Below are 24,435 nucleotides of genomic sequence, written 5' to 3'. Positions count from 1 at the left end.
GTTGATTTTACACATGATGCACCGACGTGTGACAGACGTCCCCTTTCCCGTTTTTTGATATCCCCACCATGAGATACTCAACAAACTGTTCCTTTGATTTAAAAACAACCTCGGCAAGCCACTGGGGAATCTTACAAAGGAAAGTTTATGCCAAACTTCAATATATATCCTGCATCTTCTCACACAACCACAAACGGCTGTCAGATAAACAACGTCAGAGACCAGCAGCATCAATCCAAAGACTCTCCGTTGTGGGCAGAGATAACAAAAGAATGGTTCCCTCTGTCAAATCAGACTCACGCTGAAGCACTACTGCGTGATTTTTACCAGCCAGCCACCGACGTTTCACCACGGGATCGATTATTCAACTTTTTGCAGTTGCAGACGCTACTTTCTCCGGAATATCAAAATAACCTCGTCACCGAGCGCCTGGGCGGAAAAGGGGAGACAGTCTGCACCATCGTCCCCAGTGGCAATGATACCCCCACGTCTATCGCGCTCACGCTGAGTGAATATGACCACAACGCTGCACAGGGGCTAATAGCACTGCACAAATGGGTATGTGCGTCTCCTGACGGAGAAGCTGAAAAGCGTCACGTTGCTGAAAAATGGATTCAGGCATGCTGGAAGAATAATTTCACTTCGTTAAACTTAGCAAGTTTAGAATTGACAACCCTGCCAGACACCTTGCCGCAGGGAATAACCTACCTTAATGTCGAAAATAATTCACTGACTACCCTGCCAACCCTACCACAGAGCATAACCCACCTTTGTGTCAGAGATAACTTACTGACTACTCTGCCAGCCCTGCCACAGGAAACAACCCACCTTGATGTCAGCGATAACCCACTGACTGCCCTGCCAAACATCCTGCCGGAGCAGATAGTCGTCCTTGATGCCAGAAATTGCGGACTGGAGACTCTACCAGTCTCCCTGCCACAGAAAATAACCCGCCTTAATATCAACAATAACAGACTGAAAACTCTACCAAACTCCCTGCCACAGGAAACAACCCACCTTGATGTCAGCGCTAACAAACTGGTGACTCTACCAGTCTCCCTGCCACAGAAAATAACCCACCTTAATCTCAGCGATAACAGACTGGAGACTCTACCAGCCTCCCTGCCACAGAAAATAACCCGCCTTAATATCAGCAATAACAGACTGAAAACTCTACCAGACTCCCTGCCACAGGAAACAACCCACCTTGATGTCAGCGCTAACAAACTGGTGACTCTACCAGTCTCCCTGCCACAGAAAATAACCTACCTTAATATCAGCGATAACAGACTGGTGACTCTACCAGACTCCCTGCCACAGGAAACAACCCACCTTGATGTCAGCGCTAACGGACTGGAGACTCTACCAGTCTCCCTGCCACAGAAAATAACCTACCTTGATGCCAGCTATAACAGACTGGAGACTCTGCCAGTCTCCCTGCCACAGGGAATAATCTACCTTGACGTCAGCCATAACCCCTTCCCCCCGAGGCCACTGCCAGAATCCGTTAAAGATTGGCAAACTGTTGCGATATCGGACAAATGGGCAGCCTTCAACGATGAGCAAGATGCCCCTGCATTCAGCGCCTTTTTGGACAGGCTCAGTGAGACAGAAACCGCACAAAAACATCCCAAATTCAAAGAGGAGGTTTCCGACTGGCTTACGCGACTCGTCAATGACAGCAGCATGAGGGAGAAAACCTTCGATATTGCGATAGATGCCACCACAAGCTGTGTAGACCGGGTTACTTTGACCTACCATGAGATGAAAAGTGCAGAAAGAACACACCATGCTGAATCCGGCAAGTACGATAACGACCTTCCCAAACTGGTCGATATTGGGCGGGAAAAATTTCGCCTTGATAGCCTCGAAGGCATTGCCAGAGAAAAAATTCAGCAATGGGATAAGGACGGCAAAGTAAAAGTAGATGAAATTGAAGTGGGCCTTGGCTACCAGAACAGCCTGAGAAATAAGCTTAAATTGACTACCATCACCCCTGAAATGAAATTCTTTGAGATTTCAAATATCACTGAAGATGACCTAATTAATGCCGAAAATTCTGTCAAAAATGCTGAAAACAACAAGTTTTTGTCTTGGTTTTCGCAGTGGCGCGCATGGCATAAGACCGTGGAGCGCATAGCCCCTGATGAATGGGAAAAAGCAAATGACGAAAAACACCAACACTATGAGAAAGCGTTTAGCGAATCGGTTGAAACCAAACTCAAACCTTTGAAGATGGAAAACGACGATGATGCCATACGCGATCTAGGTGTAGAAGTGCTCAAAAAGACCGAAGAAACCGTGTTTGAAGCCATGACCAAGAAAATACTCCCCCACACACTTTTCACCCCGTACTGGAAACAAAAAACAGCACCAGAGCAGCGATAACACCTAAGCGCATCACGTTCCCCCACGCCTTATCAACGCCGCGTGGGGGACGAGGAACCTTAGGCTACAACCGTACCCTGTTCATCCTGATCGACAGCAAAGCAGGCAACCTGCTGCTCACCGTAGGTTTTCAGCTGTGGCTGGAACTGGGTGCAGGTGCTGAAGCAACGCTGGCAGCGGGCATTGAACGCGCATCCCGGCGGTGGGTTCAGTGGGCTAGGCAACTCACCCGTCAGCTTGATGCGCTCACGGCGTAAATCTGGGTTCAGGCGTGGCGTCGCAGAAAGTAACGCCTGCGTATACGGGTGACGCGGGTTGTTGAAAATGGCATCTTTACTGCCCTTCTCGACACAGCGGCCCAGATACATCACCATCACTTCATCAGCGATATGTTCGACAACGGACAGATCGTGCGAGATGAAGACGTAAGACAGCCCCAGATCCTGCTGCAAGTCCATCATCAGGTTCAGCACCTGTGCGCGAACCGACACGTCCAGCGCCGAAACGGGTTCATCAGCAATCACCACATCTGGATCCAGCATCAACCCACGGGCGATAGCGATACGCTGACGCTGGCCGCCGGAGAACATATGTGGGTAGCGATCGTAATGCTCCGTTTTCAACCCCACTTTCGCCATCATCGCCAGCGCTTTTTCACGGCGTTCGGCTTTTGACAGCTCAGTGTTGATCTGGAGCGGTTCTTCCAAGATCTGACCGACTTTCTTACGTGGATTAAGCGATCCATAAGGATTCTGGAAAACGATCTGGATCTTCTGCCGACGCAGTTTCTGCGCTTGCGGATCGTGCTTCAGCAGATCCTGCCCCTGATAGTACAGTTCGCCATCCGATGGGGTTTCGATCATCGTCAGCAGGCGACCCAGCGTGGATTTTCCACAACCAGATTCTCCCACCACCGCCAGCGTTTTACCGCGTTCCAGCGTAAAGGAAACGCCGTCCAGCGCTTTCACCATCCGCTCTGGCGCGAAAAAGCCCTTTTTCACCGGATAGTGTTTCTTTAAATCAATCGCATGCAGCAAATACGGCTGCGGTGTTGCGTTCAGTTCACTCATAGGGTCGGCCTCCCCGCATCATCGAGCGGTGTATGACATTTCACCTGACGACCAGGAATATCGCGCAGCCCAGGTTCTTCCTGACGGCAGCGCTCCTGTGCATAGGGGCAGCGTGGGTTTAACAGACAGCCGTTCGGGCGGTCATATTTCCCCGGCACCACACCCGGCAACGATGCTAAGCGAGCTTTATCCACCGCAAACTCCGGCAGCGCACGCAGCAACGCCTGAGTATACGGATGACGAGGTGCGCGGAAAATATCCGCCGCTTTGCCTGATTCAACCACCTGCCCAGCGTACATCACGATGATGTGGTGTGCCGCTTCGGCCACCAGCGCCAAATCATGCGTAATCAGGATCAGCGCCATGTTCTCGCGCTGCTGCAATTCGAGCAGCAGTTCGATGATCTGCGCCTGAATGGTCACGTCCAGCGCCGTGGTTGGTTCATCGGCAATCAGCAGCTTCGGCCGACAGGCAATCGCCATCGCGATCATCACGCGCTGGCTCATCCCGCCGGAAAGCTGGTGCGGATACACGTCAAGACGCGAACCCGGATCGGGAATCCCGACCAACGTCAGCAGGTCAATCGCTCGCTGACGACGGGTTTTGCGATTACCGCCCTGATGCACCTTGATGGCCTCCATGATCTGGTAGCCCACGGTGTAACACGGGTTCAGGCTGGTCATCGGGTCCTGGAAAATCATCGCGACTTCAGAACCCACCAGATTACGCCGTTCTTTCTCAGAAATTTTCGTTAAATCACGCTGGTTAAATTCCAGCTTGTCGGCCATCACTTTGCCGGGGTAATCAATCAGCCCCATAATCGCCAGCGAGCTGACGGATTTACCAGAGCCGGATTCCCCGACGATACCGACCACCTGCCCTTCTTCCACTTGATAGCTGATACGATCGACCGCACGAAACGGCAGATCCTCATCACCAAAGTGAACCGACAGTTTATCTACATTGAGCAACGCCATCTCTCTACCTCTACTACTGCTTGAGTTTGGGGTCGAGAGCGTCACGCAAGCCGTCCCCCATCAGGTTAAACGCCAATACCGTCAGTAAGATTGCTACGCCGGGGAACGTCACCACCCACCAGGCGCTTTGCGCAAACTGCAAAACGTCCGACAGCATGGTGCCCCACTCTGGCGTTGGCGGCTGTGCGCCCATACCGAGGAAACCCAAAGCAGCCATATCAAGAATGGCGTTAGAAAAGCCGAGAGAAGCCTGCACAATCAACGGTGCCAGGCAGTTCGGAAGAATGTTGACGAACATCTGGCGTGCCGAACTGGCTCCCGCCACGCGTGAAGCCGTGACGTAATCGCGGTTGACTTCCACCAGCACCGCGGCGCGGGTCAAACGGACATAGTGCGGCAATGCCACGAAGGTCAGCGCCAGCGAGGCGTTCACAATAGAAGGTCCGAAGACGGCCACCAGCACCAGCGCCAGCAGCAGGCTCGGCAACGCCAGCATGATATCGACGATACGCATGATGAGCGCATCGACCACACCGCCGAAATATCCGGCCAGCAGGCCGAAGATCACGCCCAGCACCAGCGACAGCGCGACGACCAGACAGCCAACCAACAGCGACAGACGTGCGCCGTACATCAGACGGGACAGGACATCACGCCCGACGTCGTCCGTTCCCAGAATAAACTGCCAGCTTCCGCCCTCTTGCCAGACCGGCGGACGAAGCAGCGCATCGCGGAACTGCTCGGCGGGCGCATGCGGTGCCAACACGTTGGCACCAATGGCGATAATCAGCATCAGCACGACATACACCATGCCAACAACCGCCCCTTTGTTACGTTTAAAATAGTGCCAGAATTCCTGTAGCGGGGTCATCGGCTTCGGTGCGCTATTTACAACAGGTTCAGTGACGTGTGTCATCTTAGCCTTCCCCTTATTTCTTGTGACGGATGCGTGGGTTAACCACACCGTAGAGCACATCTACTAGCAGGTTCACCAGAATGATCATGGTTGCCACCAGCAGTACGCCGCCCTGAACCACCGGATAGTCACGACGCTGCAACGCATCGATCAACCACCGTCCCAGCCCCGGCCAGGAGAAAATGGTTTCCGTCAGGATCGCCCCGGCCAGCATGGTGCCGACCTGTAAACCGATTACCGTTACCACTGGCAGCATCGCATTACGCAAAGCGTGCACGACAATCACGCGCAGACGGCTCAGCCCTTTGGCGCGCGCGGTACGAATGTAATCCTCGCCCAGCACTTCCAGCATCGCGGAGCGCGTCATACGCACAATCACCGCCAGTGGAATCGTACCCAGCACGATGGCAGGCAGGATCATGTGTTCAACCGCGTCGATAAAGTCGCCTTTCTCGCCCCAGAATAGGGTATCGATCAGCATAAAGCCGGTCAGCGGCATGCTGTCATCAAGGAAAATCGTGTCGCTGACGCGTCCCGAAACGGGGGTAAGGTCAAGTTGAACGGAGACCAGCATAATCAGCATCATGCCCCACCAGAAGATAGGCATGGAGTAGCCCGTCAGCGCCAGGCCAACAGAGGTATGATCGAAAATGGAACCGCGTTTGACCGCAGCCAGCACACCAACCGGAATCCCCACTGCGATAGCAAACATCATCGCGCAGATACCCAGTTCCAGCGTCGCTTTGAAGCGAGGCACAAATTCTTCCCACACGGGGATACGACTCTTGAGGGAGATCCCCAGATCGCCCTGCATCACCCCGCCAATGTAGTGGAGGTATTGCTGCCAAAGCGGCTTATCCAGCCCCATTTCAGCCAGCAATTGCGCATGACGCTCGGCGGAGATACCCCGCTCCCCCGCCATGATCATCACCGGGTCGCCCGGAATCATGTGCACGAATGCGAAGGTTAATAGGGTGATACCAATAAACGTTGGGATAACTAACCCCAAACGCCGGAGTATGAACTGCAACATATCCCGAACTCTCTATTCATGCCCGTTGGCTCATTGGCCATCAGGCTTATCATTGCTCACAGCATAAAAAATCGTCAGGAACGATTTTAAACGTCGTGTACGACGGTCCACAGGGTGGTGGGGAGGAAACCCACCATAAAATTTAACGGGCAAGAAACCCCGCCTCCACGGCTCCTCTAACGAGAAACCGCAAGGTCGGGGTTTTTAATGTCCGTGAAAAACGAGTGGCTGACTTAATCCAATGTCACGTTGTTGAAACTATGCACGCCACGTGGCTGAACCACATAACCTTTCACATTTTTACGCACTGGCTCGTACACGGTGGAGTGCGCGACAATCAGCGCCGGAGCCTGATCGTGCATCACAACCTGCGCTTGTTTGTATAGCTCAATACGTTTTTCGTGATCGGAAACGGCACGCGCTGGCTGGATCAAATCTTCAAACGGCTTGTAGCACCACTTGGAGTAGTTGGAGCCATTTTTGGCAGCGTCACAGCTGAACAGGGTCGCGAAGAAGTTATCTGGATCCCCATTGTCGCCAGTCCAGCCCATCAGCACGGTCTGGTGCTCGCCGTCTTTCGCACGCTTCAGATACTCGCCCCACTCGTAGGTGACGATCTTGGCCTTCACACCCACTTTCGCCCAGTCGGACTGAATCATTTCCGCCATACGACGGGCGTTCGGGTTGTACGGACGCTGTACCGGCATTGCCCACAGGTCGATAGAGAAACCGTCAGCCATACCCGCTTCTTTCAGCAGTGCTTTCGCTTTTTCAGGATCGTAGCTGTAGTCTTTAACGTCGTTGTTGTAGCCCCACATGGTCGGCGGGATCAGGTTGGTTGCGGCTTGGCCGGCGCCCTGATAGACCGCATCGATGATGGCAGACTTGTTCACCGCATAGTTCAGCGCCTGGCGAATCTTGACGTTATCCAGCGGTTTTTTCTCAACGTTGTAAGACAGGTAGCCGACATTCAGGCCAGGCTGTTCCATCAACGTGATGTTCTTGTCTTCTTTCATGCGAGCAAGATCGGCCGGGTTTGGATACGGCATGATCTGGCATTCGTCTTTTTGCAGCTTGGCGTAACGTACAGATGCATCTGGCGTGATAGAGAAGACCAGACGGTCAATGCCCGGCTTGGTGCCCCAGAAGCCGTCAAAGGCTTTGTACAGAATACGGGAATCTTTCTGGTACTGCTGCAACTGGAATGGGCCTGTACCGATTGGGTTCAGGTCAATCTTCTCTGGTGTACCGGCTTTCAGCATCTTATCCGCGTATTCCGCTGACAGGATGGACGCGAAGTCCATCGCCAGGTTTGCCAGGAACGGCGCTTCAGGGCGGCTCAGCACAAAGCGAACCGTGTAGTCGTCTACTTTTTCGACTTTGCTGACCAGTTCTGGCATCCCCATGCCTTGATAGTATTCATAGTTGCCGCCAGATACCTTGTGGTACGGATGGTTGGCATCCTGCTGACGCATGAAGGAGAAAATCACATCATCGGCATTGAATTCACGAGAAGGTTTGAAATCCTTGCTGTCTTGCCATTTCACGCCCTTGCGCAGATGGAAAGTATAGGTTTTGCCGTCTTCGCTAATATCCCATTTTTCAGCCAGACCCGGACCGGTGTCCGTGGTGCCGTCTTTAAATTCCACCAGACGGTTATAAATAGGAATAGAGCTGGCATCAAACGTGGTACCGGAGGTGAACAGCTGCGGGTTAAAACCTTCTGGGGAGCCTTCTGAGCAGTACACCAGCGTCTTTGCCTGAACGCCTGCAGCGACGGACATGGCAAGCAAGCCAAGGCCGAACTTCAACACCCTTGATTTAACCAGGGATTTTTCCATTACTTGTGCTCCATTGTGGATGATGTTGTGTGCTATACCCGCCATACTCCAAGCTGCATACGCGTTAATACTGTCGTTAAACGCACAGTGGTTAACAGCTCTGATATTCCGTCATGCATCTCGAAATCAATTGGGTATGGTTGGCCAGACCTGTATTTTTAGGTGCTGTGGTCTGTACCCTGTCGCCCGAAGGCAAAATTCAAATAATGAGGAAGAGGAAAGGTGGTTACCAAAACCGATGGCCGCCACGCTGTTGGATATAGTCATAATAACTACAACGTATACCTTGAAGCGCCACAACCCGCTCACGGATGCTGGATGAAGACGTAGAATCATTCAGACAAGCCGCTGCTTTCCTCCTTATATCCCTATGACGCCCTCAATTTCTCAACAGATGGCGGTGACGTCAATATAAGCTGTAAGGATTTACAAAATTTCCTTACATTTTCTTAAAAGAGAAAATACACGTTCACCACCCCAATGAAGGCAGATGTTTTGTCTTTTGATGAAAAAACAGCGATAAAAACCGATACATTGCAGACATAAAGAAATTATCACCATTAAAAAAACTATAGTCATCTGGTCTTACATGTCCAAGATTTGAGCACTATTTTTTGTTAAAAACGTTAACAACAGGTGAAAACTCTGACAGATAATAAGAAATTCTGATATTTACCACGGTACCATAAGTAGCCAAATGACTATCTACGCTACATAAAAAAACTCTATACGACATAAAAAACGTGGTTTCCCCCTCCTTTAATGGGCCGCAAACACACATTATTCCGTTCAATACTCTCTGCTCTTACTTGATTTGCTATACACCGTGGATATCACCCCCATTTCTCGCCGAGATCAGACACGATGTTACCTTTCATATTTTGACGATGCGTATCAAATAAGCTTTTGATAAAATTAATTAAAGTAGCAATACTTATCGTTGTACTGGAATGTTTTTGACAAGGAAAACGGGGCGATGAAAGGAATAGTGACTGTTTTATTTTTATGTATCCCATTCTCAAGTTTTGCGAGTACTGATTATGAGATGGTGATGTGCCGTAACGGCGGGTTTCCCAGTTATTCAGGCCAATACTCTGTCGCCAAAATCACGGCGGCGCATGGCGATAAAGTCCACTTTTACGATGATGATGTAAGGGATGGATGCCCGGATAATAAGGCGGTTTGCCAGAGTAAAACCAGCCTGAAAGCAGGTGACAGCGTGCTGGTGGCGCAGGAAAAAGACGGTTGGTCCTGCGTCTGGCATTTTGGCAAACAATCCGAATTCGTCGGCTGGATGCAATCGAGTTATCTTGAAAAACAGCCCATCAACACGGCAGGCATCAACGCCTGGCTCGGTTCGTGGCATCAGTATAGTGATAGCATAAAAATTACCCGCGGGAAAAACGGCACGCTTCATCTAAAAGGTAAGGCCACATGGCATGGTGGAGTATCAAGTTATGGTGAACGAATTGTCCATTACGGAAACATTTCTGCCTCGGCAATACCAAACGGCAATAGGCTCCAATGGGGTGATTCGCTTGAGGAGTTTGAATGCAAAGGCGTAATGCAGCTGATTAACGGCAATTTGATCGTGGAAGATAATGGTAAATGTGGCGGAATGAATGTCCATTTTGACGGCATTTATCGTTTGAAAAAGTAATATGTCAGCCAGAGTCCCTGCCCTCTCGGGTTATCCCCGTGGCAGGGTATCTACTGGCAGACAATGATATTGCTCAATAATTAGTTGGCTATTTTAGTTAAATAAATATTCTCACTAAAATGAAAACACGCTATTTACTTATTCTCATAAAGTGGTATTTTCACTCTGTGATTTACCTCTCCTTCTGTTTTAATTCCCCATATCCTCTCAATAAATTATTTTAATTACAAAAAAATAATATAAGTTATTTAAAATGGAGTTGCTGATAAGTTCACAAATACGTAATTAACGTATTATTTTTAACATTCCCTCATGCTAGATTACCCTCCAACATGATTCATTGTTAAATAACATCAACTATTTCTTATCTTTTTGTTACTAACTGATAAAAAACAAAAAAACGTATTTTTCTGCTTTCTTATAATAAACATCCTGCCGCCATTGGCATTAGCAACGCTCGATACCCACACCGATATCGGCAAGCAAAAAGCCAATAAGATGCGTCGATAACGATGCGTTACCAATATCTCAACGAGATTACACGGCAGGTATGTCATTTCTTTCTGTACCAACTGTCCTAGCAGGGTGAATATAATGAAAAAAATTGAAACTGATATTTTATGTGGGAACGATCTCGCTCTGGAAACACAAGAATCGTTTATCGGGGGATTTTTTAAAAAGAAAATCGGCTCCGTTCCCGTTGCGCTTTTTATGGCGATTGCCGCCATTGTCGCTATCGCTGCCTACGAAGGATATTTGCCTAAAAATATGATTGGCGGTTTCGCCATCATCATGACAATGGGGTTTTTACTGGCACACATTGGCAGCAATATTCCCGTGTTCAAAGATATCGGCGGCCCGGCCATTCTGTGCCTGATGGTGCCTTCCGTTATGGTATATTTTGAGCTGTTCAACGATAACACCATGAAAACCGTCCACCTGCTGATGAAAGAGGCGAACTTCCTGTATTTCGTCATCGCCTGTCTGGTGGTCGGCAGTATCCTGGGTATGAACCGCAAGATCCTGATTCAGGGGATGGTACGCATGTTCGTCCCGCTGGTCGTCGGCACCGCAACCGCGCTGGCAACCGGTTTGCTGGTTGGTAAACTGTGCGGCTACAGCGTTTATCACACTTTCTTCTTCATCATCGTGCCAATCATCGGCGGTGGTATTGGCGAAGGCATCCTGCCGTTATCCTTAGCTTATTCTGCGATTCTGGGAGAAAGCCCGGATGTCTATGTCGCTCAGCTAGCGCCCGCAGCCGTTGTCGGTAACATCTTCGCGATTCTGTGTGCTGGCGTGCTGTCCCGTCTGGGTATGCGCCGCAAGGATCTGAACGGCGAAGGCCGTCTGGTTCGCAGCGATGAAGACAATGCCATGTTTGCCGTCAACGAAGCGCCAAAGCCGGTCGATTTTCACCTAATGGGCGGCGGACTGTTGATGATTTGCGCCTTCTTCATCGTCGGTGGCCTGTTTGAGAAACTGGTACACATCCCAGGCCCCGTTCTGATGATTCTGATCGCCGTCTTCTGCAAATACGGACGCGTAATTCCAGCGATTATGGAAACGGGCGCACACAGCGTTTATAAGTTCGTCTCCAGTTCTCTGGTGTGGCCGCTGATGATCGGACTGGGCATGCTGTATATCCCGCTAGAAAGCGTCGTAGCGGTATTCTCTGTGGGTTATGTCATCGTCTGTGGTTCTGTGGTGCTGTCCATGGCGCTGGTGAGCTTCCTGATTGCGCCTTACCTGAACATGTATCCAATTGAAGCGTCCATCGTAACCACGTGCCACAGCGGGCTGGGCGGTACAGGTGATGTGGCGATTCTGTCCGCTTCTAACCGTATGTCTCTGATGCCGTTCGCACAGATCGCTACCCGTATCGGCGGTGCATCTACCGTCATCGCCGCAACGCTGCTGCTGGGCTGGGTTGTCTAACCCAACCACGGTTCCCCACTAACGAAAACGCCACGGTGATTGCCGTGGCGTTTTTATTTACCGCTCTTTATTCATCAAGGCCTATTCACAGCCTTCTATTCACAATACTGGTGCAGTGAGTCCTGCTTTTCTGGCAGCAGACGATACAGATAAACCGGTCGGCCGGTAGAGCCGTACAGGATATTGGTGGTCAAGATGCCAGTATCAGACAGGTAGATCAGGTATTTACGGCAGGAGACGCGGGAGATACCAATCGCGTTCGCCAGCATTTCGGTAGAGAACTCGATGCCCTGATTGCCTTCAATCCACTCGCAGACGGTACGCAGCGTCAGGCTGGTCAGCCCTTTCGGCAATTTCTTACGTTCGCTAACCGTGCTACTGCTGGTACGACGAATCAGGTTATCAATATCCGACTGCCCAACAAAATCGCGGTGCTTGAACAAGTTCGCCTCTTCGCGATAGGCGGTCAGCGCCTGCTCGAAACGCGAGAACTGGAAAGGCTTAATCAGATAGTCCACCACACCGTAGTGCAGCGCTTTCTTGATGGTGTACACATCGCTGGCAGACGAGATGATGATGACGTCCGTCTTTTCACTGAATTCACGGATAGTCGGCAGCAGATCCAGTCCATTATCCTGCTGCATATAAATATCCAACAGTACCAAATCGATTTCCGAGTCAGGTTGCATCAGCAGGTTTCGCGCCTGCTGCAATGTGGGGACGGTCGCATAACAGCTAAATCCAGAAACCTGGTTCAGATAAGATTTGTTAAGCTCTGCAACCATGGCATCGTCATCAACAATCAGTACATTAATCATGGTCAAACAGCCTTGCTTGATAAGGAATAGTAACGAAAAACTGGGTGTACACCTCAGGTTCTGATTCAAACTCGATAGTGCCGCCAATCTTCTCCAGACTCTGCTTGGTCAGGTACAGGCCGATACCGCGCCCGCTGCCTTTGGTAGAGAATCCCTGTTCATAAATGCGCGCCTGACTCTCCGGCGAAATGCCGGGGCCGTCATCCCCCACGGTACAGTGAAGGCGGCCATTCTGATGGTGGAAGCTCACGCTGATTTCGCAGTTTTCCTGCCTATCAATCGCGTCCATCGCATTCTCAATCAGATTACCCAACACGGTAATCAATTCATTCGTGGCATCGACATCATCGGTATCCGGCAGCAGACTCTCCTCGCTGATGGAGAGCGTAATGCCGAGATCGCGTGCGCGGTTGATTTTACCCAACAGGAAGCCGGCAATCACTGGCGATTTCACTTTACGAATAATCGAACCAATTTCCGCCTGATAATTATTGGCGGTCTTCAGGATATAATCTTCCAGCTGCGAGTAATATTTTAAGTGCAGCATCCCCAAGATCACGTGCAGCTTGTTCATAAACTCGTGCGACTGCGCACGCAGCGCATCCGCATAGTAGGACATCCCACTCAACCGTTGCAGTAACTGGCTGATCTCCGTTTTATCACGGAATGTCGCAATCGCACCGATAATGTCGCCCTTCACAAAAACCGGAACGGTGTTAGTCAGCAGCAGGTGGCCGTTAAAGCTAATCTCTTCATCGCGCCGCGGCGTACCACTCTCCAGTACCTGCTTCAGGTGCAGATGTTCAAGCCACTGGTCGCTGACGCGTTCAGTTGGCTTCGAAGCCGGCGTTTCACTGCCCTGTGGCTTATTCTGCCGGAAAAGCCGTCGCGCCTCATCATTGATGACCGTAATCCGACCATGCTGATCGACCGCGATAACGCCTTCTTTGATGTGTTTGAGCATCGCGTTACGCTGTTCAAACAGGTTCGAGATCTCAAACGGCTCGAATCCCAGCATAATGCGCTTGAGCACCTTCACCAGAATCAACGTGCCCAGCCAGCCGACCAGCGCCCCCGCCAATAGCGTCCAGGGAATCATCCAGCGGTTATCGCTGATCACCTCCTGCACGCTGGTTAAGGCAATCCCCAGCGCGACGACGCCAACCTGCTTATGGTTGTTGTCGAAAACCGGCGTAAAAACCCGCAGCGCGGGATCGAGCGTACCCCGGTTGATGGCGGTATTTTCCATACCCAGCAGCGCGGGGTAGATATCCCGACCGGCAAAATGCTCACCAATTCTTTCCGGTTCAGGGTGGCTATGGCGCACCGTATCCATGTCCGTGACCGTAACGAAGAGCAGCTGATTACGCTGACGAATCGTCTCCGCCGCAATCTGCACTTCCTCAGGCCGACCAATCCCTTTCAGTTCATCAATAACCACGGGAGAGGCTGCAAATGTGCGAGCAATGGCAAAGGCTTTTTCTCGCAGATGATCTTCTGAAAGCTGATTAATGCGAAAAAACAGCAAGGAATAGACCACCAGCAACGCCGCGCCAAGCACAACCGACACCATCAGAAACACCGATGTTCCCAGCTTTAGCGGTGCCTTTTTCTTGCCCATGTCACTCTCCGAAACCACCATCATCACACCGTTATCTTATACTGTTTCGTCGCGTTTCGCGTGCCGTGATGCATACGCCCCGTCACAAGGACAGGGCGTAGGCTTGAAGAAAGGAAATTTGGCTTAACGTTGCGGTACATTTCTTGTGTCAGGCATGTTTCGCATCAGGAAAGCCAGCAGTACTGCGTTTACCAGAAACCGAGCAGTTTCCACCACATTCCGCCAACACCCAGCCAGATAGGGATGATGACCAGACTGACCAGGAAGCCGATCTTCCACCAAGTTCCCAGCGGCACGTAGCCAGTGCCGAACAAAATCGGTGCCGGGCCACTGGAGTAGTGGGTCGTGGACATAAACAGGTTACTGAAGATACCGAATACCAGTACGGTCAGCATCGGCGGCGCACCCGCTGCCAGCGCGATAGAGACAAAAATCGCATACATGGCGCTGATGTGGGCAATCGCACTCGCCATCAGGTAGTGGCTGTAGTAGTAAACCAGCAGCAACAGACCCAGCATTGGCAGCCAGTGCATCCCACTCACCGCATTACCGGCCAATCCGCCCAGCCAGGCAATCAGGCCCATCTTGTTGAGCTGGCCAGCCAGCGTCATCAGCACGGCAAACCACACCACGGTGTGCCAGGCTTCTTTCTCACTGACGACATCGTCCCAGGTCAGCGCACGGCTGAGCAACAGCACGCTCAGGCCCGCCAGCGCGGTCAGGGTTGCATCGATGTTCAGCGTGGAACCCAGCACCCAGAAGGTCACCAGACCCAGGAACACGCCCAGCACCACCCACTCGTCGCGGGTCATTTTGCCCATTTCACGCAGTCTTTCGACGGCGATCGCACGCATTTCTGAGGTTTTCTTCAGTTCAGGCGGATAGAAACGGTAGATCAGGTAAGGAATCAGTGCCAAAGACAGGAAGCCCGGCAGCAGTGTTGCTAACGCCCAATCCGTCCAACTGATGTGAATACCAAACTGAGAAGCCAGCTTCGCCACCATCGGGTTACCCGCCATGGAGGTCATGAACATCGCAGAGGTCACGGCGTTACACTGGAAAATGGACTGCACCAGAAACGCACCAATGCGACGCTGCGTGCCTTTTTCCGGCGTGGAGTCATAGGCTTCGGCAATAGACCGGAACAGCGGAGTGATGATCCCGCCGCAGCGTGCAGACGTGGAAGGCATGGCCGGAGCGAACATCAGGTCGGTAAACACCAGACCATACGCCAGACCGAGTGAGCTATTCCCCAGCTTGCTGATGAACAGCAGACCAATGCGTCGGCCAAAGCCGGTTTTGATAAAGCCGCGAGAGATAAAGAAGGCGCAGGCGATCATCCAAATGGTGGGATCGCTAAAGCCCGCCAGCACATCTTTAATGGGTAATAACCCTAATATGGCGACCGAGGTCAGGCTGAACATCGCCATCGCGCCAAGCGGGTAAGGAGAGAGAATCAGACCGACAACCGTGGCAATGAAAATCGCCATCAGATGCCAGGCATCGGGTTTAACCCCATCAGGAACCGGAAATAACCATAAGCCACCGGCAATACAAAGGATAACTAGAAGCTTTATCAACCTGCTGTTATTCGCAGACATAAGAACACCACTCTTCATTAAAACGGATTCTGTATTCCCCGTCATACTTCGAGTCACACTCAAATTATTCAGGAGATATTCACGACGGATGTCCCGTGCGGAGGAGGGGTATTTCGTTATTCTTCCTTCGTCACCCTGCTGAAAACAACGCAACAGGAATCATCTGCGGAAAAAAAAGACGAGAAAACAAGGGTTCAAGGTGCTTCTCTCGTCTTATCAAATCAAGTGATTAATGAAGAGATATTATTATAATGCGCCTATAAAATAGCGTAACTTTAGTTACTAAAGTGGTTCATTAGTTTATTTAAGAAACTATCGCGGTTTTAATTTACCGATAAAAAACCCTTAAAATTCAATAATAATTGACATTTAGAGAACATAAAATTAACGAAATTAGCGACACATCAACGATAAAAAAAACCTTATACCTAATAGTAGTAATATAATTCTTTTCCAGACAGTGAGTTATCCATTCCTTATTTATTCACTCAGGTATTCCTCTATTCAAAAAATAAAGAAATAAATCGCCATTATTCGGCAAAAAAATATTATTTTTTATCCAGCTGATAACATTTAAAGTCTTCCTAATTGGGCACTTATTGATGTAGCCAGAAAATAAACTGTCGTATGACACAACACCGCCGCTAACGCATGACGCAAGTAGAAAAAAATGACTTCTGTTATTTGGTTCTCAAACCAGAGAAATTGCCAGTGTCAATACTGTGTAGCCTATTGATTTTATTAGCCCCATGCATTGTTGGGTGCCATATCCCACTGTCTTGTCGTGTACGTTTTTCGCCCCTCTCCTTCTTCAATTAACACCAGGGAGCCATCATTGTTTTCAGGCAATTGTGTACCTATCATGGAGCAATCCACTGATGAAACATAAGCGATACTCTCTTTAAGAAAGAAGTGATTATCAAGCTCTATCTTACCATCGTTACAATAAGGTTCTAATTTCTCTGGCACCTCGCGAAATACACATTTAGATACGCTACTGCTTCTTGGTCTTGAAATATAGGTTTCTTGAGGAAAATACGCCCCCTTCTTTATGCAAAAGAATACAGAATTAGTGATTTTTTTTATCTTTTTGGCAAAATTTATCGATGACGTCTTCTTTTTTACAGATGAATCATAAGTAACATCTGAAGTTATTGGGGGATTTTTCGCTGGGAGAATAATGCTAAATAGGTTCATATACTGATGATTCTAACTATGTAATAAAGTGTAATTATGTCAAATACCAGGGTTGATTCAATCAAAAAAAGCCTTTCCCTTCGCTGGGATATAATGTGCCGACGGTGATAGTCGAAACATGAAAAGCGTGGCGGAAACGGTTGCTATTTTCAATTCAAACGAATATCAGGATTAAACACACAAAACCGCGCCCGTAATGATACGAGCGCGGGAAATCATCAAACAAATAATGCGGATATCGCGTTATGAGGCATCTTCAGCAGGCTGCTGGTTGGTCACTATTGATGGCGATACGCTGAGGCTGCAAGGCTTCCGGCACGTCTCGTACCAGATCGATATGCAGCAGGCCATTTTCAAAATGTGCCTCGGACACATGCAGATGTTCGGCCAGCGTGAAGCTCAGCGAGAAAGGCTTAAACACCAGCCCCTGATGCAGATATTCCACGGCTTTCTCGGACGGTGCCGGGCTGCCTTTCACGGTCAGGCGCGGGCCTTCTACTTCGATATCCAGATCGTTCTGCCGGAACCCTGCCAGCGCGAGCGTGATGCGGTAGTGGTTGTCGTCTTTCTTCTCGATATTGTACGGAGGAAAGTCAATCGGTTCCTGGCTGCCCTGCATTGAGCTGGCTAATTTGTCAAAACCGATCCACTGACGTAGTAAAGGTGATAAATCGTAGTTACGCATAATATGACTCCTTCTAAGAAGCGAGATTAAGATGCCCATACGGGCGTACTTTATGCCGGCCGCTATTCGATGACTGGCGTCGTCCCCATTCGGCAGACGAGATGTTCATTCATGGCGCTGCTCTTTCAGGCAATGCAATGTGTTGACTTACTTGATGTCAATCCGACGCGGCTTCATCGCTTCCGGCACGATACGTTCGAGATCGATATACAGCAGCCCGTTTTCCAGATTGGCGCCTTTTACCTGAATATGTTCGGCCAGTTGGAATTTACGCTCGAAGTTGCGCTCGGCAATCCCCTGATACAGGTAGTTGCGGGCAACCTGCTCACCGGCGTGAGCCCCTTTTACAATCAATAAATTGTCGTGCGCGGTGATATCCAGTTCCTGCTCGGCGAAGCCGGCTACGGCAATCGCAATCCGGTATTGGTTCTCGTCAACCAGTTCGACGTTGTAGGGAGGATAGCCGCCATTACTCTGGGTCTGGCCGGTTTCTAATAGATTGAACAGGCGATCGAAGCCAATAGCAGAACGGTACAGTGGGGAAAAATCGGGGTTACGCATAAAACAGCCTCCTAAACATGCAGCGAGGATTTATTTTTACCTTCCTTATAAGGACAGGTTCACAACCGGGACAGATACCCTGACGGCATATCGTTTATCTTCCGGCTTATCATCAATATGGTGACCCCTCTCAGACTTTCAAGAGGCCAAAAGGAAAAATTGCCAGGTTTCATGCAAAATTCACTCACGCTGTAGGCGTTATCACATACACTCAGGATAGACTGGCTTTGATCTCATGCCGATCGTTTAAACATTGAGATACTCGGAGCGACCACAGGGGTGGGGTCTCCCTGCGGGAACCTCCCCCTGTGTTTCCCCTAAAAACGGACTTAAGTGACTAGTCTTAGGCTTTGACCCGCTCTGGCAGCGGTTCTTAATGGACAGGAATATGACCTTACTGAAAAGTGCGTTGTTCTCTTTCCTTATTACCGGTAGCGGTGCGGTGGCAACCAGCGGTTGCTCCAGCGTGATGACGCATACCGGAAGCGAGCAGGGATACTATTCCGGCACGCGCGCCAGTGTGGATATGCTGCGTGACGACGATACCAGTTGGGCCATGATGCCGCTGGTCGCTATCGACCTGCCGTTCTCGGCGGTGGCCGACACGCTGCTGCTGCCCTACGATTACTACCGCACAGGCAGCGATAAGAACAAACTGTCTACGCGTGAGCGCATTTCGCACAGTGAAGAGCAAAACCAGACCGCCAGTTCACAGCTCGCCACTATGCCTCATAACACCATGCCTCATAATCAGCTTTGATAGCACCGCACTCGCCATGAACTCGCGCGTACCGGTTACGCCGTTGCCACGACGAAAAGCTGATTAAAACCGTCAATCTCCCGCATATACGCAATCTGTTTCCCATCTGGGGAAAAGACCACAGCATCCGCACTCGGCGCGCTGTCCGTCCGCGCCGTCAGTCGAGCAAGCTCCCCACTTTTCGCATCACACAGCATGATGCTGTTGTCACACACAAACGCCAGAGAACGCCCGCTCGGATGCCAGTTAAAAGCAGACTGTACGCCGTGTTCCGTACGCGTTACCTGTCTTGGCTCACCACCATTCGGGGAAAGCGTCCACAACTGCACCACGCCCGCTTCATCGTGCATCAGGAAAGCAATCTCACTGCCGTCGGGCGAGGTTCGCAGCCAGTGGCGCGGCTGATTCACCAGGCCAGGATAACGACGCGAGTGCGTGAAGGTTAAACGCCGCTGCTGCACGCCCGCTGGCGGCGCAGGCATTGACGTTGCCGTGCCAGCCAGTGGCGCATCACCCGCTTTGGCGTACTCTTCCAGCGCCTCCGGCAAGTCGACGATAAAAATTTCAGGAACCGTTGTCCCGTCCGCCGCCCGCGTATCGCCAATAAACGCCAGCGCCCAGCGCTGCCGAGAACCATCCTGTCGGATATAGCCCGCCGTTCCTACCCAGCCTTCTTCATAGGCGCGATTGATCTCATCGCTGTCGGGCTGCGGTTGCGGCGTCGTTCTACTGACCAGCACACAATAGTGGCTGCCGTCATATTCACGCGGATGGCTTTTCTCAACAACAACGCCCTGTAACGGCACGGCCACGCCCACGTTACGCAAGTTCAAGGCAGGATCATGTTCATGCAGTACATGGTCGTTATAGGTAAAACTCAGGCGGCTGGCATCCGGGCTGAAGACGTGGACATGCGTACCACCGCGCAGCGCCCCAGCCTGATAAGGCGGCGTAATGGAGAAGGCATCAAGCGTGACGGCTTCATCACGCTGACGATCCACCACTATCGTTCCACGGCGATGGTGAAAATCATACTGCCACTCGCTATTCGGATTTTCCGGCCCGTGGATAAAAACATAGCGCAGCGGTTCCTGCGGGCTACAGGTCACCACGCCCACATGCGCCCCCGCCGTTGCCCGATAAATTACCTCGGTTTTGCGGCTTTTCAGGTGCACTCGCTCAATGGTCAGCCCTGTGAATGAAGATCCATAAGGCCGGACGTCATAAACCAGCCACTCTCCATCACATGACCAGCAATTAATGTTGGTAAGTTGATGACCAGCAGCATTAAACGTTAGTTGAACTTCAACAGACAAGACATCACCCCACTTATTAAATATCAGTCAATAGTTTGTAAATCAATTTCAGTTTTATGTATAACTTATTGTTTTTTATTTAAAAAAAACAAACAACAACCGATATTATCATTCAAAAAAATAGAAAGACTCTCTCAATAACATCCGTTTTTTAATTCATTAGCATCGGCGTAACATTCTTCATATCGAAAGGGCAGCCCCCTTTCACCTATCAAACAGAAAAGGATAAGACATCATGAAAAACGTAAAAACCATCGCCGCTGCTGTTGTTCTCGCTACCATGACTTTCGGTGCTTCTGCTGCTGAATACGTATCTGCTTCTCAGGCTCAGAACCTGGAAAAAGCGGGCGTCGTTACCGCGACGGCTCAGGACCTGAGCTCACTGCAAGCTCAGCTCGCAGCGAAAGCAGAAAAAGCGGGCGCTAAAGCTTATACCATCACGTCTGCAACCGGTAACGATCAGCTGCGTGGCTCTGCGGTAATCTACAACTAATCGTTGTTTACCCTGAATTTTTATCCCGCTATGCCATTATAGAAACACCTGCAAGACATCGCGTATTACCCTCTTTCCGGCTTGCCTCCTCATCAGGGCAAGCCGTTTTTTTATGTGTGATTTTTATGTGGAAGGGAGACTGTGGGGAAGCTGGAAGGACGATTAATACGGTGTGGCAGAGTGCCACACCGAAGTGAACAAAGACTTACGACGTTGAACCTTGAAAGCCATTCTCGGCCGCTGTCGCCGCGAACCATTTTCCGCTTTTCTTCACCGTGCGCTTTTGCGTCGCCAAATCCAACTGCACAAAGCCATAGCGATTCTTGTAGGCATTCGACCACGACCAGTTATCGATAAACGTCCACATATGGTAGCCGAGACAATTGCTGCCTTCCGCGATGCCTTTGTGTACATACTTCAGGTGTTCGCGGACAAAATCGATGCGGTAATCATCCTGAATCTGACCGTTGGCGTCGAAACGCTGTTCGTTCTCGACGCCCATACCGTTTTCCGAAATAAAGCAGCGTGGATTGCCGTAATTCACCCGCAGGTTGGTTAGAATGTCATAGATACCCGGTTCGTAAATTTCCCAACCGCGATAGGGATTCATTTTTCGTCCCGGCATGTCATAGCTGGAAAAGAACCACTCGGGCATAAACGGACTATCGGGATTGACCAGACTGTCGCGGCATTGGATTCGGCGCGGCTGGTAGTAGTTAATCCCCAGCAGATCGACAATCCCATCGGCCAGCAGCGCGCGATCGTCAGGTTGGCAGCTCGGCAGTTGGCCATATCGGTGCAATAGATCGACCAGTTTCTGCGGGTATTCGCCCCTCAGCGCGGGATCGAGGAAGCTGCGGTTAAACATCAGATCGGCGATGTTGGCGGCTTTAACATCGGCCGGATGTTGGGAACGCGGGTAGGAAGGCGTCAGGTTGAGAATAATGCCAATTTCCCCACCCTGAGACTGCTCGCGATACGCCCTCACCGCCAGCGAGTGCGCCAGCATCGTGTGGTACGCCACCGTCGCCGCACGCTTGAAATCCACCACGTTCGGGTAGTGGAAATCATACAGATACCCGCCTTCCACCGGCACCACCGGCTCATTGAACGTAAACCAGTGTTTTACCCTGTCGCCAAACAGGCGGAAGCAGGTCGCCGCATAGCCCGCATAGGCCACCACCACCGCCCGATTTTCCCAGCCACCCAGCCGCTGCATCACCATCGGCATATCAAAATGGAACAGATTGATAAACGGCGTGATGCCCTGCGCCAGCATTTCATCAATGACCTGATTATAAAACGCGACTGCCTGCGGGTTCGGTTCACCGACACCATCGGGAATCAGCCGCGCCCACGAGATCGACGTTCGGAACGTGTTGTGATTCAGCGTCTTCAGCAGCGCGATATCGTCACGCCAGTGCTGATAAAACGTGGAAGTCTCCGCCGGCCCAACCTGCTGGTGAAAACGGCCGGGCTGCGTGGCAAACCATTCGTCCCACACGGTGGCGCTTTTACCATAATTGAGGCTTTCGCCTTCCGTTTGCGGTGCCGAACTGGCGCTACCCCACCAAAAATTCGCGGGAAAGCGAAAATCGTTCTGAAGATGATCGTGCATACGTTCCTCTCTGCTTCACTCGTGTTTATGCGCTGGCGCTGGCGCTGGCTTCGCCTGCGGCCTGCTGTTGTTTCTCCTGCTCCTGCTTAAGCAGCGTGCGCTCATAGACTTTCAGGAACGGGTAATACATCGCGGCCGACATCACCATGCAGAGCAGACACATGATCACCGGGCTGAACGCCCAGTTCGCTGCCCATGATGCCCCAATTGGCGCAGGCGTCGTCCACGGCGTCAGGGAAACGACCTGCGCGATCCAACCGAGCTTCGTCGCCGTATAGGCAATGACGGCATTGACCATCGGCACGCAAATAAACGGTAGGAACAGCAGCGGGTTCATGATGATCGGTGCACCAAACAGAATCGGTTCGTTGATATTGAAAAAGCTCGGTACCACGCCCATCCGGCCAATGGTACGCAGGTGAATCGCGCGGCTACGCATTAACAAAAAGGCCAGCGGCAACGTGGAACCGACCCCGCCGATCAGCAGATAGTGATCCCAGAATCCCTGTAAATAAATATGCGGTAGTGGCGCACCGGCCGAAAGCGCAGCCTGATTCAGCGCCAGATTAGTCATCCAGAACGGATTCATAATCCCGGTGACGATCAGCGCGCCGTGAATCCCGGCAAACCACAGAATCTGGCAAATAAATACCGAAATCAGAATCGCAGGCAGCGAATCCGACGCCGAAATCAGCGGTGCCAGCAGGTGCATGATGGCTTCAGGGATAATCATGCCGGTTGAGGACTGGATGAACAGGTTAAACGGATGCAGCGTCGCGACGATGACCAGCACGGGAATCAGAATTTCAAACGAACGCGCCACGCCAGTCGGCACTTCTTTCGGCAGACGGATCGTGATGTTGCGTTTCTTCAGCCAGGCATAGACTTCACCCGCATAAATCGCGGTCAGAATCGCGGTGAAAATCCCCTCGCCAGAGAAGTACTGGGTGGAAATTTGCTTATCCTGATAAGGCGCGGCCACCAGCAAGAATGCCATCAGCGCCAGCAGACCGGTCATGATCGGATCCAGCTTGTAGTGCTTGCCAAGGCTGGCCCCAATCCCCACCGAGATAAAGAAGGTCATGACCCCCAGACTGAGGTAGTACGGCAGCATCAGTTGTTCACGGTAGGCAACGGAGAAATCGAGCCATGCGCGGGCAAATCCCAGTGTGGTATCCGGTGCAAACGGCGGGAAGATGAACACCAGCATAAACGAACCGATGATCATGAAAGGCAGCGCAGCGATAAACCCATCACGAATCGCGATAATGTGGCGCTGTTGTCCCACCACACCCGCCAGCGGGGTAATTTTTTGCTCGATGATATTCACCATCGACTGATAGAGGCCACTCATAGCGGTTGTCCTGATTTTTCGATCAGTGAAAAGGCAAAATCCAGCACGTTGTCACCGCGCTGCATACCGTAATCCATCATGTCTATCGCTGCCACGGGCACACCTTTTCCCTCGGCTTTTTCCTTGAATGACGCCAGCATATATTTCACCTGTGGCCCCAGCAGCACAACGTCATATTTCCCGACCTGCTCGTCAAATTCATGGGCGGCGTAAGCGGCAATATCAACGTCCAGACCACGTGCGCTGGCCGCCTCCTTCATCTTTCTCATTAAAAGGCTGGTAGACATCCCAGCGGAACAACAAAGCATGATCCTTTTCATTTTCAACACCCCGTCGTACGTACGTTATGAATAAAAAGCGTTATGAATAAAAAACGTCATCAATAAAAGCATCGTGAATAAACACGTCCAGTGGACATACATGCATTGGAAACACGGCCATTGGAAACAAAACGGAAACCGTTTTCCATGAAAAAAACCAATATATGAGAATAGGTTCACGAAATGATAGACATTGCGGGAAACAATGTGAGGCAGGTCATGGAAAACGTATTTCAGACGTGAAGGGCAGGTAAAGCCCACTATTGCA

At 50.8% G+C, this 24,435-nt stretch carries 20 protein-coding genes; 5 read left to right on the top strand and 15 right to left on the bottom strand.

Annotated features, from left to right (window positions below; translation table 11 throughout):
- The first annotated feature begins 147 nt into the window (after positions 1–147).
- Positions 148–2,388: an NEL-type E3 ubiquitin ligase domain-containing protein gene (locus tag LOZ86_RS00285; protein WP_039513826.1), complete on the top strand. Its 2,241-nt coding sequence runs from the start codon at positions 148–150 to the stop codon at positions 2,386–2,388.
- A gap of 59 nt (positions 2,389–2,447) precedes the next feature.
- Here the strand turns inward: LOZ86_RS00285 and dppF are convergent, their stop codons facing one another.
- The 5 genes from dppF to dppA form a co-directional block, all read right to left on the bottom strand.
- A complete protein-coding gene (gene dppF, locus LOZ86_RS00280) occupies positions 2,448–3,458 on the bottom strand; it encodes a dipeptide ABC transporter ATP-binding subunit DppF (protein WP_039485240.1) in 1,011 nt (336 codons plus the stop codon).
- Positions 3,455–4,435 carry a dipeptide ABC transporter ATP-binding protein gene (dppD, locus tag LOZ86_RS00275; protein ID WP_039513829.1) on the bottom strand — a complete coding sequence of 327 codons (981 nt, stop codon included), beginning with the start codon at positions 4,433–4,435 and terminating at the stop codon, positions 3,455–3,457. Before dppD ends, dppF begins: the two co-directional genes overlap by 4 nt.
- Positions 4,436–4,448: 13 nt before the next feature.
- Positions 4,449–5,351 (bottom strand): dipeptide ABC transporter permease DppC, encoded by a 903-nt coding sequence (gene dppC, locus LOZ86_RS00270; RefSeq protein ID WP_039513832.1) that lies wholly within the window; start codon positions 5,349–5,351, stop codon positions 4,449–4,451.
- Between the two features lie 13 nt (positions 5,352–5,364).
- Positions 5,365–6,384 (bottom strand): dipeptide ABC transporter permease DppB, encoded by a 1,020-nt coding sequence (gene dppB, locus LOZ86_RS00265; RefSeq protein WP_039513834.1) that lies wholly within the window; start codon positions 6,382–6,384, stop codon positions 5,365–5,367.
- 233 nt (positions 6,385–6,617) lie between these two features.
- The gene (gene dppA / locus LOZ86_RS00260; RefSeq protein ID WP_039513836.1) at positions 6,618–8,225 is read right to left on the bottom strand and encodes a dipeptide ABC transporter periplasmic-binding protein DppA; all 1,608 of its coding nucleotides are present in this window, start codon (positions 8,223–8,225) and stop codon (positions 6,618–6,620) included.
- A gap of 976 nt (positions 8,226–9,201) precedes the next feature.
- On the opposite strand from dppA, the gene LOZ86_RS00255 reads away from it, so the two are divergent.
- Complete coding sequence (locus tag LOZ86_RS00255) at positions 9,202–9,885, top strand: hypothetical protein (protein WP_230242751.1); 684 nt, start codon at positions 9,202–9,204, stop codon at positions 9,883–9,885.
- A 594-nt stretch (positions 9,886–10,479) separates the two neighbouring features.
- On the top strand, positions 10,480–11,823 hold the full coding sequence (locus LOZ86_RS00250) for a 2-hydroxycarboxylate transporter family protein (RefSeq protein ID WP_039513840.1): 1,344 nt from the start codon (positions 10,480–10,482) through the stop codon (positions 11,821–11,823).
- Positions 11,824–11,918: 95 nt separating this feature from the next.
- Here the strand turns inward: LOZ86_RS00250 and dcuR are convergent, their stop codons facing one another.
- The 6 genes from dcuR to ibpA all read right to left on the bottom strand — a co-directional run bounded on the left by dcuR (position 11,919) and on the right by ibpA (position 18,306).
- Entirely contained in the window at positions 11,919–12,641 is a 723-nt protein-coding gene (dcuR, locus tag LOZ86_RS00245) for a two-component system response regulator DcuR (RefSeq protein WP_039513843.1), read from the bottom strand.
- Positions 12,634–14,262 carry a sensor histidine kinase gene (locus LOZ86_RS00240; protein WP_111778598.1) on the bottom strand — a complete coding sequence of 543 codons (1,629 nt, stop codon included), beginning with the start codon at positions 14,260–14,262 and terminating at the stop codon, positions 12,634–12,636. The genes dcuR and LOZ86_RS00240 overlap by 8 nt, the downstream gene beginning before the upstream one ends.
- A gap of 188 nt (positions 14,263–14,450) precedes the next feature.
- On the bottom strand, positions 14,451–15,863 hold the full coding sequence (locus LOZ86_RS00235; RefSeq protein ID WP_230242750.1) for an anion permease: 1,413 nt from the start codon (positions 15,861–15,863) through the stop codon (positions 14,451–14,453).
- Positions 15,864–16,604: 741 nt separating this feature from the next.
- Complete coding sequence (locus LOZ86_RS00230) at positions 16,605–17,060, bottom strand: hypothetical protein (RefSeq protein ID WP_230242749.1); 456 nt, start codon at positions 17,058–17,060, stop codon at positions 16,605–16,607.
- A 256-nt stretch (positions 17,061–17,316) separates the two neighbouring features.
- On the bottom strand, positions 17,317–17,745 hold the full coding sequence (gene ibpB, locus LOZ86_RS00225) for a small heat shock chaperone IbpB (protein WP_230242748.1): 429 nt from the start codon (positions 17,743–17,745) through the stop codon (positions 17,317–17,319).
- A gap of 147 nt (positions 17,746–17,892) precedes the next feature.
- Positions 17,893–18,306: a small heat shock chaperone IbpA gene (gene ibpA / locus LOZ86_RS00220; protein ID WP_039485224.1), complete on the bottom strand. Its 414-nt coding sequence runs from the start codon at positions 18,304–18,306 to the stop codon at positions 17,893–17,895.
- 388 nt (positions 18,307–18,694) lie between these two features.
- Between ibpA and LOZ86_RS00215 the strand changes: the two genes are divergently transcribed.
- Positions 18,695–19,066, top strand: coding sequence for a YceK/YidQ family lipoprotein (locus LOZ86_RS00215; protein WP_039485222.1), 372 nt, complete (start codon positions 18,695–18,697; stop codon positions 19,064–19,066).
- 35 nt (positions 19,067–19,101) lie between these two features.
- Here LOZ86_RS00215 and LOZ86_RS00210 read toward each other — a convergent pair whose 3' ends face one another.
- Positions 19,102–20,382, bottom strand: a complete 1,281-nt coding sequence (locus tag LOZ86_RS00210; protein WP_192828431.1) for a YidR family protein — start codon at positions 20,380–20,382, stop codon at positions 19,102–19,104.
- A gap of 235 nt (positions 20,383–20,617) precedes the next feature.
- Between LOZ86_RS00210 and bhsA the strand changes: the two genes are divergently transcribed.
- On the top strand, positions 20,618–20,875 hold the full coding sequence (gene bhsA, locus LOZ86_RS00205) for a multiple stress resistance protein BhsA (RefSeq protein ID WP_010296876.1): 258 nt from the start codon (positions 20,618–20,620) through the stop codon (positions 20,873–20,875).
- A 205-nt stretch (positions 20,876–21,080) separates the two neighbouring features.
- On the opposite strand, the gene LOZ86_RS00200 is transcribed toward bhsA, so the two are convergent.
- Genes LOZ86_RS00200 through LOZ86_RS00190 form a run of 3 tightly spaced genes read right to left on the bottom strand, consistent with a single transcriptional unit; the run spans position 21,081 to position 24,167 of the window.
- The gene (locus LOZ86_RS00200) at positions 21,081–22,493 is read right to left on the bottom strand and encodes a glycoside hydrolase family 1 protein (RefSeq protein WP_039513851.1); all 1,413 of its coding nucleotides are present in this window, start codon (positions 22,491–22,493) and stop codon (positions 21,081–21,083) included.
- 25 nt (positions 22,494–22,518) lie between these two features.
- Positions 22,519–23,847 (bottom strand): PTS sugar transporter subunit IIC, encoded by a 1,329-nt coding sequence (locus LOZ86_RS00195; protein ID WP_230242747.1) that lies wholly within the window; start codon positions 23,845–23,847, stop codon positions 22,519–22,521.
- Complete coding sequence (locus tag LOZ86_RS00190) at positions 23,844–24,167, bottom strand: PTS sugar transporter subunit IIB (protein ID WP_072012396.1); 324 nt, start codon at positions 24,165–24,167, stop codon at positions 23,844–23,846. Before LOZ86_RS00190 ends, LOZ86_RS00195 begins: the two co-directional genes overlap by 4 nt.
- Between the last annotated feature and the right edge of the window lie 268 nt (positions 24,168–24,435).

The organism is Pectobacterium parvum (assembly GCF_020971565.1).
In the GTDB taxonomy this organism is placed as follows: Bacteria; Pseudomonadota; Gammaproteobacteria; order Enterobacterales; family Enterobacteriaceae; genus Pectobacterium; species Pectobacterium polare.
The sequence above is the reverse complement of the archived record's forward strand: the minus strand, read 5'-3'. Positions and strand labels throughout refer to the sequence as shown.

Bases quoted from the DNA above. Each gene is read 5' to 3' on its own strand.
- LOZ86_RS00195 (WP_230242747.1), bottom strand. From the start codon at position 23,847: ATGAGTGGCCTCTATCAGTCGATGGTGAATATCATCGAGCAAAAAATT.
- LOZ86_RS00190 (WP_072012396.1), bottom strand. From the start codon at position 24,167: ATGAAAAGGATCATGCTTTGTTGTTCCGCTGGGATGTCTACCAGCCTT.
- LOZ86_RS00240 (WP_111778598.1), bottom strand. From the start codon at position 14,262: ATGGGCAAGAAAAAGGCACCGCTAAAGCTGGGAACATCGGTGTTTCTG.
- dppD (WP_039513829.1), bottom strand. From the start codon at position 4,435: ATGGCGTTGCTCAATGTAGATAAACTGTCGGTTCACTTTGGTGATGAG.
- LOZ86_RS00250 (WP_039513840.1), top strand. From the start codon at position 10,480: ATGAAAAAAATTGAAACTGATATTTTATGTGGGAACGATCTCGCTCTG.
- bhsA (WP_010296876.1), top strand. From the start codon at position 20,618: ATGAAAAACGTAAAAACCATCGCCGCTGCTGTTGTTCTCGCTACCATG.
- dppF (WP_039485240.1), bottom strand. From the start codon at position 3,458: ATGAGTGAACTGAACGCAACACCGCAGCCGTATTTGCTGCATGCGATT.
- ibpB (WP_230242748.1), bottom strand. From the start codon at position 17,745: ATGCGTAACTACGATTTATCACCTTTACTACGTCAGTGGATCGGTTTT.
- ibpA (WP_039485224.1), bottom strand. From the start codon at position 18,306: ATGCGTAACCCCGATTTTTCCCCACTGTACCGTTCTGCTATTGGCTTC.
- dppC (WP_039513832.1), bottom strand. From the start codon at position 5,351: ATGACACACGTCACTGAACCTGTTGTAAATAGCGCACCGAAGCCGATG.
- LOZ86_RS00235 (WP_230242750.1), bottom strand. From the start codon at position 15,863: ATGTCTGCGAATAACAGCAGGTTGATAAAGCTTCTAGTTATCCTTTGT.
- LOZ86_RS00285 (WP_039513826.1), top strand. From the start codon at position 148: ATGCCAAACTTCAATATATATCCTGCATCTTCTCACACAACCACAAAC.
- LOZ86_RS00200 (WP_039513851.1), bottom strand. From the start codon at position 22,493: ATGCACGATCATCTTCAGAACGATTTTCGCTTTCCCGCGAATTTTTGG.
- LOZ86_RS00215 (WP_039485222.1), top strand. From the start codon at position 18,695: ATGACCTTACTGAAAAGTGCGTTGTTCTCTTTCCTTATTACCGGTAGC.
- dppA (WP_039513836.1), bottom strand. From the start codon at position 8,225: ATGGAAAAATCCCTGGTTAAATCAAGGGTGTTGAAGTTCGGCCTTGGC.
- LOZ86_RS00255 (WP_230242751.1), top strand. From the start codon at position 9,202: ATGAAAGGAATAGTGACTGTTTTATTTTTATGTATCCCATTCTCAAGT.
- dcuR (WP_039513843.1), bottom strand. From the start codon at position 12,641: ATGATTAATGTACTGATTGTTGATGACGATGCCATGGTTGCAGAGCTT.
- LOZ86_RS00230 (WP_230242749.1), bottom strand. From the start codon at position 17,060: ATGAACCTATTTAGCATTATTCTCCCAGCGAAAAATCCCCCAATAACT.
- dppB (WP_039513834.1), bottom strand. From the start codon at position 6,384: ATGTTGCAGTTCATACTCCGGCGTTTGGGGTTAGTTATCCCAACGTTT.